At 57.0% G+C, this 15,242-nt stretch carries 14 protein-coding genes and 1 tRNA gene; 10 read left to right on the top strand and 5 right to left on the bottom strand.

Annotation, left to right across the window (positions count from 1 at the left end; all coding sequences use genetic code 11):
- Nucleotides 1-36: 36 nt before the first annotated feature.
- Nucleotides 37-2,217: a methyl-accepting chemotaxis protein gene (locus KUV39_RS16230; protein ID WP_336512830.1), complete on the top strand. Its 2,181-nt coding sequence runs from the start codon at nt 37-39 to the stop codon at nt 2,215-2,217.
- A 63-nt stretch (nt 2,218-2,280) separates the two neighbouring features.
- On the opposite strand, the gene KUV39_RS16225 is transcribed toward KUV39_RS16230, so the two are convergent.
- The gene (locus KUV39_RS16225; protein ID WP_222460323.1) at nt 2,281-3,051 is read right to left on the bottom strand and encodes a transporter substrate-binding domain-containing protein; all 771 of its coding nucleotides are present in this window, start codon (nt 3,049-3,051) and stop codon (nt 2,281-2,283) included.
- 125 nt (nt 3,052-3,176) lie between these two features.
- Between KUV39_RS16225 and KUV39_RS16220 the strand changes: the two genes are divergently transcribed.
- The 3 genes from KUV39_RS16220 to KUV39_RS16210 are packed head-to-tail and all read left to right on the top strand — an operon-like array spanning nt 3,177 to nt 5,058.
- On the top strand, nt 3,177-3,917 hold the full coding sequence (locus KUV39_RS16220) for an amino acid ABC transporter ATP-binding protein (RefSeq protein ID WP_222460322.1): 741 nt from the start codon (nt 3,177-3,179) through the stop codon (nt 3,915-3,917).
- 8 nt (nt 3,918-3,925) lie between these two features.
- Nucleotides 3,926-4,690: an amino acid ABC transporter permease gene (locus tag KUV39_RS16215; protein ID WP_222460321.1), complete on the top strand. Its 765-nt coding sequence runs from the start codon at nt 3,926-3,928 to the stop codon at nt 4,688-4,690.
- Nucleotides 4,691-4,719: 29 nt separating this feature from the next.
- Nucleotides 4,720-5,058 (top strand): carboxymuconolactone decarboxylase family protein, encoded by a 339-nt coding sequence (locus tag KUV39_RS16210; protein ID WP_008563551.1) that lies wholly within the window; start codon nt 4,720-4,722, stop codon nt 5,056-5,058.
- Nucleotides 5,059-5,073: 15 nt separating this feature from the next.
- Here the strand turns inward: KUV39_RS16210 and KUV39_RS16205 are convergent, their stop codons facing one another.
- Nucleotides 5,074-5,829, bottom strand: a complete 756-nt coding sequence (locus KUV39_RS16205) for a class II aldolase and adducin N-terminal domain-containing protein (protein WP_046211979.1) — start codon at nt 5,827-5,829, stop codon at nt 5,074-5,076.
- Nucleotides 5,830-6,002: 173 nt separating this feature from the next.
- Here KUV39_RS16205 and KUV39_RS16200 point away from each other — a divergent pair, with 173 nt between their 5' ends.
- Nucleotides 6,003-7,199 carry an MFS transporter gene (locus tag KUV39_RS16200; protein ID WP_222460320.1) on the top strand — a complete coding sequence of 399 codons (1,197 nt, stop codon included), beginning with the start codon at nt 6,003-6,005 and terminating at the stop codon, nt 7,197-7,199.
- A 107-nt stretch (nt 7,200-7,306) separates the two neighbouring features.
- On the opposite strand, the gene KUV39_RS16195 is transcribed toward KUV39_RS16200, so the two are convergent.
- The 3 genes from KUV39_RS16195 to KUV39_RS16185 all read right to left on the bottom strand — a co-directional run bounded on the left by KUV39_RS16195 (nt 7,307) and on the right by KUV39_RS16185 (nt 9,067).
- Nucleotides 7,307-7,383: transfer RNA gene (locus tag KUV39_RS16195), tRNA-Arg, on the bottom strand.
- Between the two features lie 142 nt (nt 7,384-7,525).
- The gene (locus KUV39_RS16190) at nt 7,526-8,011 is read right to left on the bottom strand and encodes a DUF995 domain-containing protein (RefSeq protein WP_008563437.1); all 486 of its coding nucleotides are present in this window, start codon (nt 8,009-8,011) and stop codon (nt 7,526-7,528) included.
- 135 nt (nt 8,012-8,146) lie between these two features.
- On the bottom strand, nt 8,147-9,067 hold the full coding sequence (locus KUV39_RS16185; RefSeq protein ID WP_222460319.1) for a calcium-binding protein: 921 nt from the start codon (nt 9,065-9,067) through the stop codon (nt 8,147-8,149).
- Nucleotides 9,068-9,558: 491 nt separating this feature from the next.
- Here KUV39_RS16185 and KUV39_RS16180 point away from each other — a divergent pair, with 491 nt between their 5' ends.
- From KUV39_RS16180 to KUV39_RS16160, 5 genes are all read left to right on the top strand, one after another.
- Entirely contained in the window at nt 9,559-11,115 is a 1,557-nt protein-coding gene (locus KUV39_RS16180) for an ABC transporter substrate-binding protein (protein WP_222460318.1), read from the top strand.
- Between the two features lie 148 nt (nt 11,116-11,263).
- Nucleotides 11,264-12,244 carry an ABC transporter permease gene (locus tag KUV39_RS16175; RefSeq protein WP_008563468.1) on the top strand — a complete coding sequence of 327 codons (981 nt, stop codon included), beginning with the start codon at nt 11,264-11,266 and terminating at the stop codon, nt 12,242-12,244.
- Nucleotides 12,241-13,188, top strand: a complete 948-nt coding sequence (locus KUV39_RS16170) for an ABC transporter permease (protein ID WP_008563452.1) — start codon at nt 12,241-12,243, stop codon at nt 13,186-13,188. The genes KUV39_RS16175 and KUV39_RS16170 overlap by 4 nt, the downstream gene beginning before the upstream one ends.
- Nucleotides 13,189-13,193: 5 nt before the next feature.
- On the top strand, nt 13,194-14,186 hold the full coding sequence (locus KUV39_RS16165) for an ABC transporter ATP-binding protein (protein WP_008563513.1): 993 nt from the start codon (nt 13,194-13,196) through the stop codon (nt 14,184-14,186).
- Nucleotides 14,183-15,217 (top strand): ABC transporter ATP-binding protein, encoded by a 1,035-nt coding sequence (locus tag KUV39_RS16160; RefSeq protein ID WP_222460317.1) that lies wholly within the window; start codon nt 14,183-14,185, stop codon nt 15,215-15,217. The genes KUV39_RS16165 and KUV39_RS16160 overlap by 4 nt, the downstream gene beginning before the upstream one ends.
- Nucleotides 15,218-15,242: the final 25 nt, after the last annotated feature.

Genomic DNA, 15,242 nt, shown 5'->3' with positions numbered 1-15,242 from the left:
CTTTGTTCAGACAGCCGTGGAATTGAATGGGCAGACGTGCTCATTCAACAGGACCACACCAATATGCTCGCTCCGTTTCACACGATCTCTGGCAAGCTACTGGCGGCGATCACCATCGCGATTACCGCGCTAGTGATCTGCTTTACCACCTACAGTGCCTTCACCGTCTCGGCAGAAGTCGAAGACCGCATTCTGGAAATGGCGACGCAAAGCGCCTCGGACATTTCCCAGAACCTCTCTGCCGAACTGACCGAAGCCACCTCAGCTGCTGCCGCTCTCGGCGGCGCCGTATCCGGATTTGTGCAAGACGGCAAAGCGTCGACCGCCGACATCATCAAGATACTGGAAGGGGTTCCAGGCCGATATGAGATGGTCTTCTCCTCTTGGCTGTCCGCGATCCCGGATGGCGCTACTGAAGACTTTATCCAAGGAACCGAGGGCCGCAACGCAGATGGCGTGTTCACTCCTTACTGGACCAAGTCATCCAACGGCAGTTTGAATTTTGAAACCTTTGGCGTTGACCCGACAAGCACCGCAGAATGGTATCGCTTGCCGCAAGTCACCCGCCAAAGCGTCATTACCGAGCCCTATCTCTCTGACGAGGGGCGGCTTCTGACCTCGGTTTCGGTGCCCGTCTTCGCCAAGGATCAGATCATCGCGGTCGCAGGTGTCGACATCATCCTCGATCAGCTGGCCGGGTTTGTGAACGAACTTTCCGTCTTTGACGGCGGCAACGTCATGCTGCTTGGCCAAGGTGGCAAATGGCTGGCTCATCCACAAACCGATCTGATCACACAAGCCTTTGAGGGGCATGGCGCAGCTGCGTTTCAGGCCGCTCTTGAAACCGGTGAAACCCAGATCGTCAGTGATCTGCCAAACGGCGACACCCGACTGTTCTTCCCGTTCTCGGCTTATGGCATGAACAAGACGTGGGTGTTGGTGATGGACGTGCCCCGCCATGTCTTTGTCACTCCAGTGATGGAAAGCATCTACAAGGAGCTGGTCAGCAGCGCCCTCCTGCTTGCCATGACGCTTGTGACGATCTTCTTCACTGCGCGATCCCTTGTCCGTCGCCCACTGAACAAGATGCTGACCGCAGTGAACGAGCTGTCCTCTGGCCGGGTTCACACACCAATCGATATTCCGACCCGCAAAGACGAGATCGCTGATATGGCCGTCTCCATCGAGACCCTGCGTCAGGGGCTGGCGGAAAAGGAAACAATGGAAGCCAACAGCAAACAGGAACAGGCGGATCAGGACATGGTTGTGCAATCCCTTGCTGATGGGTTGCAGAAACTGGCTGGTGGCCAGCTGAACGCCAAGATCGATCGAGAGCTGCCAGGGCGCTATGAACAGCTGCGCCGTGACTACAACAACATGGTCGAGCAGCTCAGTCACCTGATCGATGCCATCAGCGTATCTGCGGAGTCTATCGACCGCGGGGTCAGCGAAATTACCACTGCCTCAAACGATCTTTCACAGCGCACCGAACATTCGGCAATGCAATTGGAAGAAACAGCCACCGCGCTGAATGAGCTGACGCAGACCGTCAAGCATGTGGCCAACGGTGCGCGGGAAACCGAAACCCTTGTGGCCTCGGTCAACCAGCACGCAAAAAACAGCTCTGTCATTGCAAATGAAACCGTGACCGCGATGGACTCCATCGCTCAGACCTCTGAAAAAATCACTCAGATCACCGGCATGATTGATGACATCGCGTTCCAGACGAACCTTCTGGCTCTCAACGCAGGCGTCGAAGCAGCCCGCGCTGGCGAAGCCGGCCTTGGTTTCTCTGTCGTGGCGGCAGAAGTGCGAAACCTTGCGCTTCGCTCATCCGACGCGGCGCATGAGATCAAGGAACTGATCACCGCATCCGGAAATCAGGTGGCTCATGGTGTCAATCTCGTGGGCAAAACCAATGACTCGCTGCAGACGATCATCGACTCCATCGGCAGTATCTCGGATCATGTCGGGGACATCGCCAAACAGGCCGATGAACAGTCGCAGGGCATTTCGGAACTCAATGGTGCCATGCGCAGCCTCGAAACAGCGCAGCAGCAAAACGCGGCAATGTACGAAGAAACAGCCGCGGCCTGCACGTCGCTGGACCAGGAGACCACAAACCTGTCTCGTCTTGTTGCCGACTTCCAGACCGATGGCGCGACGGCAGACATCGCCCACTTTCCCAGCAATGCCTATCGCACCGCTGCGGAATAAAGCCCTGTTTCAAAATCACAAAACGCCCGGCTTTCGCCGGGCGTTTTTCATTTGAGCCTCAGCTCAGAGACCCCATTTTTCCTTGATCCCTTCAAAGAAACCAGTGGTCTGCTTTACCTTGACCCAGTTGTTCACATAGTTGATCCAAACCTGATCCGCCTGCGGCAACAGCATCGCGATGGCGGTTGGCGATCGGGCTTCGGCGTTGGTCACACGCACGACCGGGAATTTCGAGGTGAGTGTCGCCCCTTCAATATTCGACGTGATAAAAACGTCCGCCCGCCCGGCCAGAACTTCCTGAAAACCGCGTGCGGGGGCCTCTACCACTTTGATCGTTGCCTGCGGGAACCATTCGCGCACGTTTTTCTCAAACACGGTGCCCAGGGTCGTCGCGACGGTCACATCCGGGTTGTTGATCGAGTCATAGCCATCAAAACGGCCAGCCTTGTCTTCAGTGGTGAAGGGATACATCTCAACCGAAATATAGCTCTCCGAGAACCCTGCGACCTTCATACGGGCAGGCGAAATCGACGCAGATCCGGTTAGATGATACTGGCCTGCAACCACGCCATTCACGAGCGTTTTCCAATCTGTCGGAACGAACTCGACTTCGACACCGAGGTCTTTGGCAAGCTCGGTCATGATGTCGATATCAAATCCCTTGTAGCTGTTTGTCGCCGGGTCACGCAGGCTCATCGGGTTCCAGTCACCGGTGGTGCCAACCTTCATGACGCCACTGTCCAGAATTTCGTTGAGCGCAGATTGCGCAGATGCGCCACCGGCGCTGATCAGACCCAGCGCTGCAACAGCGGCGGCTTTGAGGAATTGCTTCATGTTTCGCTCCCACGGAGAATTTCACTTTTTCGGCACCAAGGGTTTGCGCCTTGATAAACGCAGATCGAAAAATATAACCCAATAAAGTCGACTTCCCAGAACTAGTTCAAAAAAAGCGAAATCATATGGCTGCTTCGGCAATCGAGCTGCGCGGTGTCAACAAATGGTATGACACATTCCATGTCCTCAAAGATATCGATCTCGCGGTGGCCAGCGGTGAAAAGGTCGTGATCTGCGGGCCGTCGGGATCTGGCAAGTCAACTGTTGTGCGCTGCATCAACAAACTTGAGCCACATGACACCGGCATCATCCGCGTCTTTGGCCAAGAGATCACCAATGACCCCCGCAGCTACAGGGCTATGCAGGGCGATCTTGGAATGGTCTTTCAGCAGTTCAATCTATTTCCGCACCTAAGCGTTCTGGAAAACCTCACGCTGGGGCCGACAAAGGCCCTCGGCCTGAACCGAAAAGAGGCCGAAGAGCGCGCGCGCCGTTATCTGGAACGCGTGCGCATCCCCGATCAGGCAGACAAACGCCCCTCGCAATTGTCTGGTGGCCAGCAACAGCGCGTCGCAATCGCGCGAGCCCTATGCATGGAACCCAAGGTACTGCTTTTTGACGAGCCGACCTCAGCCCTTGATCCAGAAATGATCGCCGAAGTTCTAGATGTCATGATCACCCTCGCGCAGGACGGTATGACCATGGTGGTGGTCACCCACGAAATGGGTTTTGCCCGCAAGGTTGCGGACAAGATGGTCTTCATGGATGGCGGCGAAATCGTTGAACAGGGTCCGCCGGACCATTTCTTTACCAACCCAAAGTCAGAGCGCTGCAAGACGTTCTTGTCGCAAATACTTCAGCACTGAGGCAGACCATGCGGATTTCATCACTCTTGGCGCTTGCCTCGCTCGCGGTTCTGGCAGGTTGCGGATCCTCCGCCACATGGGGCTGGTATGTCATTGACCCCACAACCGCGGCTGGCTGGACCAATATCAAGTTTCTCATTTCCGGCATGGGAGACACCATTCTGATCTCTGTGATTGCGGCGGTGATCTCCATTGTCTTGGGTCTTCTCGTGGCTTTGCCGGGCCTGTCGGAAAAACGCGGCTGGCGCATCGTGAACAGGGTCTATGTCGAACTGATCCGCGCCATCCCGCTTTTGCCGATGTTGTTTTGGGTGTTCTATGGCCTGCCGATCATCTTCAGGTCGATGGACCTGAACGTCCCGATTGACCCATTCTGGGGTGCCATCATCACGCTGGCGCTGTCGGACAGTGCCTTCACAGCCGAGATCTACAGAGCGGGTATTCAGTCCATCGCCAAGGGCCAACGCGAAGCTGCCCAGACGGTCGGGTTAAGCTATGCGCAAACCATGCGCTACGTCATCCTGCCACAGGCCATCCGCAGGATCCTGCCCCCGCTTGCAAATCAGTTCATCTACATCGTGAAGATGAGCGCCTTTGCCAGTGTGATTGGAATGCAGGAACTGACCCGCCGGGCAAATGAGCTGGTGGTCACGGAATACCGGCCGCTTGAAATCTATACACTCCTGATCCTGGAATACCTGATCCTTGTTCTTCTCATCAGCGCAGGTGTCCGCTGGCTGGAACGTCGGATGGGGTCGGATGAACGAAGCTAGACCCATTCACAAAAAAGGAGTCAAAGTCGATGGACTGGACCGCATTCATGTCTGAAATCGAAGGTGAGATTAACACCTACGCCAAGGAAGTCCCTGCCACCATGAAAGGCTTTGCCGCAATGGGGGCCGCCGCCAAAACCAATGGTGCCCTTAGCGAAAAAACAAAGGAAATCATGGCGCTTGGCATCGCAATCGCCACCCGGTGTGACTCCTGCATTGGGTTTCATACTAAATCCTTGGTGCGCCTTGGCACGACGAGAGACGAATTCTGCGAAGCGCTCGCCATGGCAACCTACATGGGCGGTGGTCCCTCGATGGCCTACAGTGCCAAAGCCCTGAAAGCATTTGACACCTTCTCGGCCACCTGAGCGGGAAGAAGGGGGTCAACTGGCGTAGGTTGACCCTTCCTCGTCCAGGATCGCTTTCAGCTCCGACAGATGGCGGTCTGCTTGATCGGGGTAGTCATCTAGCTCCTGCGCCGTCTTTTCTGCAATTTCGTCCGACAACACTCGAAGCGGCTGTCCGGTCTGCAACGCGCGGATATAGGTCTCAGCGGCGCGTTCAAAATAGTAGAGCCGGTTGAACGTATCAGCGACGCTATCCCCGATCACCAGAACCCCGTGGTTGCCCATGACCATGACGCGCACCTTCGGGTCTTTCAAAAGCAGGGCGCAGCGCATCCCCTCCTCTTCAAAGGCCAACCCGCCAAACTGCTCGTCCACAACCATGCGCCCATAAAAGGTCGCGGTATTCTGATCGATCGGAGGCAGTGTGCTGTCTGCCAAACAGGCCAGAACCGTGGCGTGAATAGAATGGACATGCATGACACAGCGCGCATGCGGGCAAAGACGGTGGATCGAGCCATGCAAACCCCATGCCGTTGGATCCGGCGCGTCAGGCTGATCCATTGTGGTCGGATCATTGGCGTCCAAAAGCAAAAGATCCGACGCCTTGATGCGCGCAAAGTGGCGCTGATTGGGGTTCATGAGGAACTGCGTGCCGTCTTCATTCACCGCAAGGCTGAAATGGTTCGCCACGGCTTCGTGCATATTGAGCCGTGCCGTCCACCGAAAGGCCGCGGCCAGATCAACACGTTCGGCCCAGTGGGCAATATTCGCAAGCTTCTGCTGATCCAGCATCTTTTTCACTCCCCGACTGATGGGCTCTCTTGGCACCATTCCCTGGCTCATCAGGCGACGGTACTGCCAAAACAGCTGATCGCAAAACGATTTGCTGGGCGCGCGAGCAAGAGCGCAAGCAATGACAGGTTTTAACACTTGCCACCCACGCCGATCCCGTATCCGTTAGGCGCATGAAACTGACCGGCCCATTTCTCTTTATTCTTGCGACCCTGATGATCGATGCCATCGGCATTGGTATTGTTTTTCCGATCATGCCCGATCTGATGGACCGAGTGGGTGCAGCCAGCACCGCCGAAGGCGCGCTATGGGGCGGGATCATGATGTCCGCATATGCAGCTGCCATGTTCTTGTGCGGGCCAATTATCGGAAGCCTGTCGGATGCCTACGGTCGTAAACCCATCCTGATCGCGGCTCTCCTGACCCTGACGCTGGATTATGTGATCATGGCGATGGCGCAGACCTATTGGGTGCTCTTGCTGGGGCGGATCATCGCGGGGATGGCAGGGGCAACCTACATCACGGCAACCGCGTATATCTCAGACATTGCCAAGCCCGAGCAGCGTGGCGCAAGTTTTGGCATGATTGGTGCCGCCTTCGGCATCGGCTTTGTCCTTGGCCCTGCCCTTGGCGGCATGGCATCGGGCTTGCATATCACTGCCCCGTTCTGGATCGCCGCGGGCCTCTCCGCGCTGAATGTTGCGTTCGGGTTGTTCATCCTGCCGGAATCGCTCAAACCAGAGAACCGTCGTTCTTTCGGCAGAGCTGACCTTAACCCCTTTGGATCAATCTTGCGCGCCTTTGCCATTCCCGGCCTTGCCGCACCATTGGTCTGCATCTTCGTTTTTGAATTTGCCAATCTCGTCTACCCTACCCTATGGGCCTTTTGGGGACGCGAAGTCTTTGCCTGGGATGGCTTCACCATTGGGCTCAGCCTTTCCGCATACGGTGTCCTGATTGCGATTGTGCAGGCGGGCCTGTTACCCCGGCTCACCCGCACCCTGGGCGATGGCCGAACGCTTATACTAGCCAGCGGCGCGGCGATCGTCGGCATGGTCGGATTTGGATTTGCAGGTGCGATCTGGGCAGTTGCCGTCTTTCTGCCCATTGCAGCGCTATCCGACATGGCCCCTCCCTTGATGACCGCTTTTGCTGCCAATCGGGTGGGGGATGATCAGCAAGGTTTGGTGCAGGGGGTGATTGCTTCTCTGTCGTCAGTTGCAGCCGTCGCCGCCCCAATTGCACTGACCGGAGTATTTGAGACCTTTGTCGATGACCAAGGCATCTACTTTCCCGGCGCACCATATGTTGTTGGAGCTGTCCTGGTCTTGGCAATCCTGCCTTTGATCATCAGGATATGTCGAACCTGACGGCTGGCCAGTCAAAGCACCGCATTCACAGGCAAGCACCCGGCAAACGCCATGACCAAACGTCTAGGCGACCGGACAAATTCAAAGGCATTATCTTGTGGGGGTAGTGGCGGACCGAGGAGGATTCGAACCCCCGACCCCTTGATTCGTAGTCAAGTACTCTATCCAGCTGAGCTATCGGTCCACTGCGGCGGGGTTTACTGCTGTCCTGAGAGAGTCGCAAGCCCAAAGCGCAAAGAATTGCAAAAAACTGCGACGGGGCCATTGGCGTGGCTTTTACCCGGGCCCAATAGAACAAAGGCGCCACTGGGGCGCCTTTGGTATGCTCAAAACCCGAGTTTTGATCGTGTCTGGCTGACTTCGGTCTGGAATTTATAGCCCCGGACAAAACCTGCGTTCTTGTCCACTGGCCACCACTCCGGATCGTTTGGCCAACTGCGCCAGACTGTGCCCCAGGCATCCACCACATGGCTGATGCAGGATCTATCGCTAGGGCTCGCACCGGCGCGGCGGCCGTCAGGATAGTACCAGATCAGATCCTGGCACATGCGCCCGTTCGCATCGATGCTCCATGTGCCGGCCCCAAGGTTGTCGCTGGAATTCGCACACCACGCGCGCGCCTGACCGTTAGGTGCAAAATAGATGCCGCCGCCACAGTTGTTCGTCCAAAGCTCGGTCTTGCCCGAGTAGATCTTTGCGACTTTCTGAGTATCCGGGATCTTTGCACTGCGCGGCATCGGGTCAGCGCTGGCCACGGCTGGGATCACCATGCCAACAACGGCAGCAATCAGGTTGCGGCTGAAAGATGTCATCTTCTTTCCCTCCTTGATGGGGCCAGCCAAACACGCTGACATATAGAGATTACCCCGAAAACAGCATTTCACGAAGACGCTGACTCAAGGCGTATCAAAAACCGGTGCCACCGGTGGCACCACAACAGACCCTGGTCAGAACAGGAAGTTGTCTGCGTTATCCAGCTCGGCGATCGTGGTGTTTTCCACAAACACGGTGACGTTGGCGAAGTAGATTGCCACATCGTCTCCGACGAGACCGAAATCCACGTCATCCATGCTCTCGGCTCCTCGGTTCAGGCGAATGCGGTCGACGCCAACCTCAAAGTCAACGATCCGGTCCGTGTGATCGCCCCGATTGAAGATAAAGACATCCGCTCCGGCCCCACCATACATGGTGTCATCGCCGGTGCCGCCATTGATCCGGTCCGCACCCGCACCGCCGCGCAGAACATCCGACCCATGCCCGCCAAACAGCCGGTCAGCGCCCGCACCTCCGCCGACGTCGTCATTTCCGACACCGGCAAATAGCAGGTCGCGCCCCACGCCACCGCGCAGGATGTCCTCTCCTCCGTTGCCGTGCAAGGTATCGCGCCCGTAGCCGCCAATCAGGCGATCGTCCCCCAACTCTCCGCGCACCAGATCGTGGCCGCCGCCAGCCCGCACCACATCATTGCCAGAACCCAGCAGCACCTCATCATTGCCCCCGAAGGTGCGCAGGTTGCTTTCGGAATTTTGCAGCGTCGAAATCCTGTCGTCACCTGCCAGCATCAACCGCGAAAGTTCGCTCGACCCGAGTGATGAAAAATCTGAAAAGCTCAGCGTCAGATCGGACATGGAAATGATCGGTGCACCATCAAGTGAATGGTCGATCGCGTAGATGATCCATTCGGCCTGATCTTCGCTAGAGAAATTGCCAAACAATCTCAGGATGGAACCGTCTGACCCGACCTGTTCCAGCTCTGTGTCGGACACAACTGTCGTAAAGGCCTCGCGCCCCTTTTCCAGCCCGTCAAAGGACAACCGATTACGCAAAGACGAAACACCAGGAACGGTGGCTACAAATACATTGGCCATGGGGCCCCTCATCAGACAAGTGGAACAAATTGATTAAAAGGGGATACGTTTTTACGGCCTCTCTGGCAAATTTCAGGCATCGAGACATGGTTAACGTTGCATTAATGCGGCCAGAAGGCAGACAAAGATCAGCAAGTGTCGGCATTGTTCCCAAATAAGGGACAGAGTGCGGGCGACGCGCGGATGTCTGGCAGTGATTCTGCCCCTGCAACCCACCAATTTCGGGGGGCATCAGATCATCTGTGCTGTCCCGTCAGCACCGCTTTTGTCCGTATATCGCGCAGCTGTGCGCTGAAATCGGATGCATCATTTTCCGCATAACTGTCGCGCGCCATCAACCAGGGCACGCAAGATCATGCTGTAAGCATCTGTTTTATATTCATTATTTTTACTATACCCATTTTGCATAGCACCGTTGCAATCGGCATTGGATTGTTTTGGGGGCCTACGGTACCGAATAAAAAAGAACACCGTAACGGGAGGACCGAATTATGAAGTTTTTCGCGAGCACGCTCGCAGTTGCGACCCTGTCGGCAACGCTGGGAACAGCTGCGCTGGCAGAAGTGACCGTCAAGGTTGCCTATGACGCGGACCCGGTTTCGCTGGACCCGCATGAGCAGCTGTCCGGCGGCACCCTGCAACTGTCGCATATGGTTTTTGATCCGCTGGTCCGCTGGACGCAGGATCTTCAGTTTGAGCCGCGCCTGGCGGAAAGCTGGGAACAGATCGACGAAACAACCATGCGCTTCAAGCTGCGCGATGGCGTGACCTTCCACAGCGGCAATGCCCTGACAGCCAAGGACGTTGACTGGACTTTTGACCGCCTGAAGCAAAGCCCCGATTTCAAGGGTATCTTTGCGTCGTTCACCGACGTGGAAGTTGTGGATGATCTGACGTTTGATCTGAAAACCTCAGAACCCTATCCGCTGGTCCTGCACACCGCGACCTACATCTTCCCGATGGACAGCGCGTTCTACACCGGCACCACCGAAGACGGCAAAGACAAGTCCGAGCTGGTCAAGCACGGCGACAGCTTTGCATCGCGCAACCTCTCTGGCACTGGCCCGTTCACCGTCACCGAGCGTGAGCAAGGCGTGAAAGTGGTCTTTGATCGCTTCGACGGCTACTGGGACACCGCATCCGAGGGCAACGTCGACAACATCATCCTGACCCCGATCAAGGAAGACCCGACCCGCGTTGCTGCTCTGCTGGCAGGGGATGTGGACTTTATCGCGCCGGTTCCGCCGACCGACCTGAAGCGCGTCGAAGAGCACGACGGTACAACCCTGATCACGATGCCCGGCACCCGGATCATCACGTTCCAGCTGAACCAGGACCGTGTTGAAGCGTTCAAGGATGCCCGTGTTCGTCAGGCCATCGACTTTGCCGTCAACAATGCAGGTATCGTTGATCGCATCATGCGTGGCTTCGGCACCGTTGGCGCACAGGCCAGCCCGGCTGGCTACCTCGGCCATGATCCGGCTCTCACTCCGCGTTACGACCTGGAAAAAGCCAAAGCTCTGATGGCCGAAGCAGGCTATGCAGATGGCTTCACCGTCACCATGATGGCGCCGAACAACCGCTATGTGAATGACGACAAGATTGCACAGGCCGTTGCCTCGATGCTGTCCAAGATCAACATCAAGGTTGACCTGCAGACCATGCCGAAGGCGCAGTACTGGCCCAAGTTCGACGAGCGCGCAGCAGACATGATGATGATCGGCTGGCACTCTGACACCGAAGACTCCGCGAACTTCCACCAGTTCCTGACTCACTGCCCGGATGCGGAAACCGGCAACGGTCAGTACAACTCCGGCAACTACTGCAACCCGGAAGCAGACGCCCTGATGGCGCAGGCAAATGCCGAAACCGATCAGGCCAAGCGCGCCGAGCTGCTGAGCAAACTGGAAAGTACTCTCTACAACGAAGCCGCCTTCATCCCGCTGCACTGGCAGAACCTTGCCTGGGGTGCACGTGAAGGTGTCCACGCAGAGAAAATCGTGAATGCTCTGAACTTCCCGTACTTTGGTGATCTCGTCGTCGAGTGATCCTGATCCGGCCGGGGCGGCCCTGCTGCCCCGGTCACACCGCCAGCTTCCCGAAAATTGCACTTCTTAATGGGCATGTCCCTGCCGCCCGACGGGCGTTTGTGGTTTCGTGTCCATCAACAAGTGACCGACTGAAGGTAATCAAAACATGCTCGCTTACCTCGTGAAACGTGTGTTTCAAGCGATCGCGGTGATGTTCGCCATCTCGCTGATCGGCTTTGCGATCCAGGACAATCTGGGCGACCCCTTGCGCGAACTCGTTGGCCAATCCGTTTCCGAAGAGGTGCGTCAGCAGCTTCGGGACGAACTGGGCCTGAACGACAGCTTTATGACCCAATACATCCGCTTCCTCGGCAATGTGCTGCAGGGCGATCTGGGAACCTCATATTTCTTCAAGGAACCGGCGCTGGACGTCATCCTGAAGAAACTTCCCGCGACGCTGGAACTGGTGGCTGGGGCAACGCTGATCATCATCGGCCTGTCGGTTCCCCTCGGCGTCTATACCGCGATCAAGCCCAACTCTGTCCTGAGCCGTATCATCATGGGCCTGTCCATCGTCGGGATTTCCATTCCCGTCTTCCTGACAGCGATCCTGATGATCTTTGTCTTCTCGGTAGAATTGGGCTGGTTCCCCTCTTATGGCCGTGGTGATGTCGTCCATGTCTTCGGCTATTGGGAAACCAACTTTGCCACGGCAGATGGCTGGGTTCACATTATGCTGCCCTCCGTGGCACTGGCGTCAATCATGCTGCCACTCTTTGTCCGCCTGATCCGCGCCGAAATGATGGAAGTCCTTCAGAGCGAGTATGTCAAATATGCCCGCGCAAAAGGGATCCGGCCATATCGGATCTACTTTGTCCACGCTCTCAAGAATACATTGCTGCCGGTCATCACGGTGGGTGGTGTACAGATCGGCACAATGGTCGCCTACACCATTCTGACCGAGACCGTTTTCCAGTGGCCGGGCATGGGGTTCATGTTCCTCGAAGCCGTGAACCGCGTCGATACCCCCCTGATCGTGGCCTATCTGATCGTCGTTGGCTTCATCTTTGTCGTCACCAACACAATCGTCGACCTGATCTACGGTCTCGTCAATCCAACTGTTAACCTGGCGAGGATGGGCGCATGAGCAGCCTGAGCACAAACCAACCTACCCCCTCACGCTTCAGCCGCCTGTGGAATTCCAACATGGGCTACAGTTTCCGCCGCAACCCGGTGGCAATTGTTTCCCTTGCGATCTTTCTGATCATTGCAATCGCGTCCACCTTGGCACCGGTTTTGGCCCCGTTCGATCCCTACGATCCGGCCCAGATCGACATCATGAACAGTGAATATCCACCGATGTGGGTGGACGGCGCGGACCCGCAGTTCTTTCTGGGCACCGATGATCAGGGCCGCGATCTGTGGTCGACGATCCTTTATGGAACGCGCCTGTCGCTTTTGATCGGCCTTTGTGCTGTTGCGCTCCAAGCTTTCCTAGGGATCTCCATCGGCTTGGTGGCAGGATACGTCGGGGGGCGGATCGACAGTCTCTTGATGCGGCTCGCAGATATTCAGCTGTCGTTTTCGACGCTGATGGTCGCGATCATCTTTCTTGCCGTGACCCAAGCCATGTTTGGCAGCGAGACCTTCAACCAATATGCGATCTACTTCCTGATAGCGGTGATCGGCGTCGCCGAATGGCCCCAGTACGCCCGGACAGTCCGCGCAACGGTGCTGGCCGAGAAAAAGAAGGAATATATCGACAGCGCCCGTGTGCTGGGCTTTGGTCCGATCCGCATCATGGTGCGTCACATTCTGCCAAACTCTCTATCGCCGATTTTCGTGATCTCAACGGTGCAGGTGGCGAATGCAATCATCTCCGAAGCCTCCCTCAGCTTCCTGGGTCTTGGCATGCCGCCAAGCCAGCCCTCGCTTGGCTCGCTGATCTCGTCTGGCTTTGACTACATCTTCTCGGGCAGCTGGTGGATCACCGCCATTCCCGGTGTGGTTCTTGTTGTGCTGGTTCTGGTCATCAACCTGCTCGGTGACTGGATGCGCGACGTCCTGAACCCCAAACTCTACAAAGGATAAGAGCGATGTCGTTGCTTTCCGTCCGTGACCTGACGGTCAAATTCGCTATGCGGGACAACACAGTTACCGCGCTGAACCAAATCTCCTTTGACCTCGCCAAGGGGGAACGACTGGGGATCGTGGGGGAATCCGGCGCCGGTAAATCCATCACCGGATTTTCGCTGATGAACCTGCTGAGCCGACCCGGCTATATCGACAGCGGCCAAATCCTGTTCGGCGGCCAGGACATCACCCAGCTTTCCGAAGCGGAGATGCGCAAGATCCGGGGTAATCGGATGGCCATGATCTTTCAGGATCCAATGGTCACCCTGAACCCCGTCCTGACAATCGGCCAGCAAATGGTAGAGACCCTGCGCGCGCATCGGTCGCTCAGCAAGGCAGAGGCCGAGCAGATCGCGATCCTGAAACTGCGTGAGGTCTATATCCCGTCTCCCGAAGAACGGCTGAACCAATATCCGCACGAGCTCTCGGGCGGGATGCGCCAGCGCATCATCATCGCCATGGCGCTGTTGCTCGACCCGGAGCTGATCATCGCGGATGAGCCGACCACTGCTCTGGACGTGACCATTCAGGCCGACATCATGGAACTGTTGTTGGAGCTCTGCCAATCAAACAAGGTTGGTCTGATCCTCATCACCCATGACCTGGGCGTCGTCAGCCAGATGACCGAACGCACATTGGTGATGTATGCAGGCCGCCTGATCGAGGCGGGACCGACGCGCGAGATCATCAATGACCCACAGCACCCTTATACCCAAGGGCTGATCAATGCGCTGCCACAACAGACGCTGCCTGGACAGCGGCTGAAACAGATCCCGGGGAACATGCCGTCCTTGACGGCCATCCCCACCGGCTGCCCCTTCAGCCCGCGCTGCGAATATGCAGTCGATCATTGCCGCAAAATCCTGCCGGAAATTGTTCGCTATGGTCAGGTCGAGGTCGCATGTCACGAAGTCAGCCGCCTGCAGAATACCAACTTTGAAGAGGCCAGCGCATGAGCACCGCATCCCAGCAGACCAAACCCCTGCTTGAGCTGAAGGGGCTGGAAAAACGTTTTGATCTCGACAAGGGGTTTTTGGAAACGGTGAAGCTGCGTGGCGGGCGCCTGACCCGCGAGCGGCGATCGGTCCATGCCGTCAACAATGTCTCGCTCAATGTCGACCGCGGCGAAGCGCTCTGCATCGTGGGGGAGTCCGGCTGCGGAAAATCCACTGTGGCTCGGCTGGTTGCGGGCCTGTTGTCACCGACCGGTGGTGAAATTCACTACGATGGCGACCGCATTGACGATCGCAGTCGCGCAGCCATGATGCCGCTGCGCAAGAAGATGCAGATGATCTTTCAGAACCCATATGCGTCGCTCAATCCCCGGATGACGATCCAGCAGGCACTGGAAGAGCCGGTACGCCACCACAATCCGCAAATGAACCGGGGGGAAGTGCGCGACAAGGTGGCAAAGGTCATGCGCTCCGTCGGGGTCGATCCCAGCTGGTCCAGCCGCTACCCGCATGAATTCTCGGGCGGGCAACGCCAGCGGATCGCCATCGCCCGTGCACTGACAGTGGACCCGGAGTTCATCATCGCGGACGAGCCGATCTCAGCCTTGGATGTTTCCATTCAGGCGCAGGTGCTGAACCTGATGCTGGAAGCCAAGGACGAACGCGGTCTGACCTATTTCTTCATCACCCACGACCTGAGCGTGGTCGAGCATTTCGGCACCCGCGTGGCTGTTCTGTATCTTGGCACCTTGTGCGAGTTGGCGGATACCCGGACCCTGTTTGAAAATCCCAAGCACCCTTATACCAAGGCGTTGCTGTCGGCGGTTCCAAAGCTGAAGGATGAAGGCCCCAGCCATATCCGGCTGCAAGGCGAAATCCCGACGCCCATCAATCTGCCGCAGGGTTGCCCCTTTCAAACCCGCTGTGCATTTGCCAATGCTAGGTGTCGCGAGTCGCGGCCTCGCCCCCTGCTGCAGACCGACGGCAGCACGGTGGCGTGTCATGCCGTGGAAGAGGGACGGCTGAACGGCTGACCCTTTACCACCCCATCACCCCGGA

This window comes from Phaeobacter italicus, from assembly GCF_019801785.1.
GTDB classification, from domain to species: domain Bacteria; phylum Pseudomonadota; class Alphaproteobacteria; order Rhodobacterales; family Rhodobacteraceae; genus Phaeobacter; species Phaeobacter italicus.
The sequence above is the reverse complement of the archived record's forward strand: the minus strand, read 5'-3'. Positions and strand labels throughout refer to the sequence as shown.

Excerpts from the sequence above, each read along its gene's own strand:
- KUV39_RS16225 (WP_222460323.1), bottom strand. The coding sequence starts at position 3,051 with ATGAAGCAATTCCTCAAAGCCGCCGCTGTTGCAGCGCTGGGTCTGATC.
- KUV39_RS16220 (WP_222460322.1), top strand. The coding sequence starts at position 3,177 with ATGGCTGCTTCGGCAATCGAGCTGCGCGGTGTCAACAAATGGTATGAC.
- KUV39_RS16215 (WP_222460321.1), top strand. The coding sequence starts at position 3,926 with ATGCGGATTTCATCACTCTTGGCGCTTGCCTCGCTCGCGGTTCTGGCA.
- KUV39_RS16210 (WP_008563551.1), top strand. The coding sequence starts at position 4,720 with ATGGACTGGACCGCATTCATGTCTGAAATCGAAGGTGAGATTAACACC.
- KUV39_RS16205 (WP_046211979.1), bottom strand. The coding sequence starts at position 5,829 with ATGCTGGATCAGCAGAAGCTTGCGAATATTGCCCACTGGGCCGAACGT.
- KUV39_RS16200 (WP_222460320.1), top strand. The coding sequence starts at position 6,003 with ATGAAACTGACCGGCCCATTTCTCTTTATTCTTGCGACCCTGATGATC.
- KUV39_RS16190 (WP_008563437.1), bottom strand. The coding sequence starts at position 8,011 with ATGACATCTTTCAGCCGCAACCTGATTGCTGCCGTTGTTGGCATGGTG.
- KUV39_RS16185 (WP_222460319.1), bottom strand. The coding sequence starts at position 9,067 with ATGGCCAATGTATTTGTAGCCACCGTTCCTGGTGTTTCGTCTTTGCGT.
- KUV39_RS16180 (WP_222460318.1), top strand. The coding sequence starts at position 9,559 with ATGAAGTTTTTCGCGAGCACGCTCGCAGTTGCGACCCTGTCGGCAACG.
- KUV39_RS16175 (WP_008563468.1), top strand. The coding sequence starts at position 11,264 with ATGCTCGCTTACCTCGTGAAACGTGTGTTTCAAGCGATCGCGGTGATG.
- KUV39_RS16170 (WP_008563452.1), top strand. The coding sequence starts at position 12,241 with ATGAGCAGCCTGAGCACAAACCAACCTACCCCCTCACGCTTCAGCCGC.
- KUV39_RS16165 (WP_008563513.1), top strand. The coding sequence starts at position 13,194 with ATGTCGTTGCTTTCCGTCCGTGACCTGACGGTCAAATTCGCTATGCGG.
- KUV39_RS16160 (WP_222460317.1), top strand. The coding sequence starts at position 14,183 with ATGAGCACCGCATCCCAGCAGACCAAACCCCTGCTTGAGCTGAAGGGG.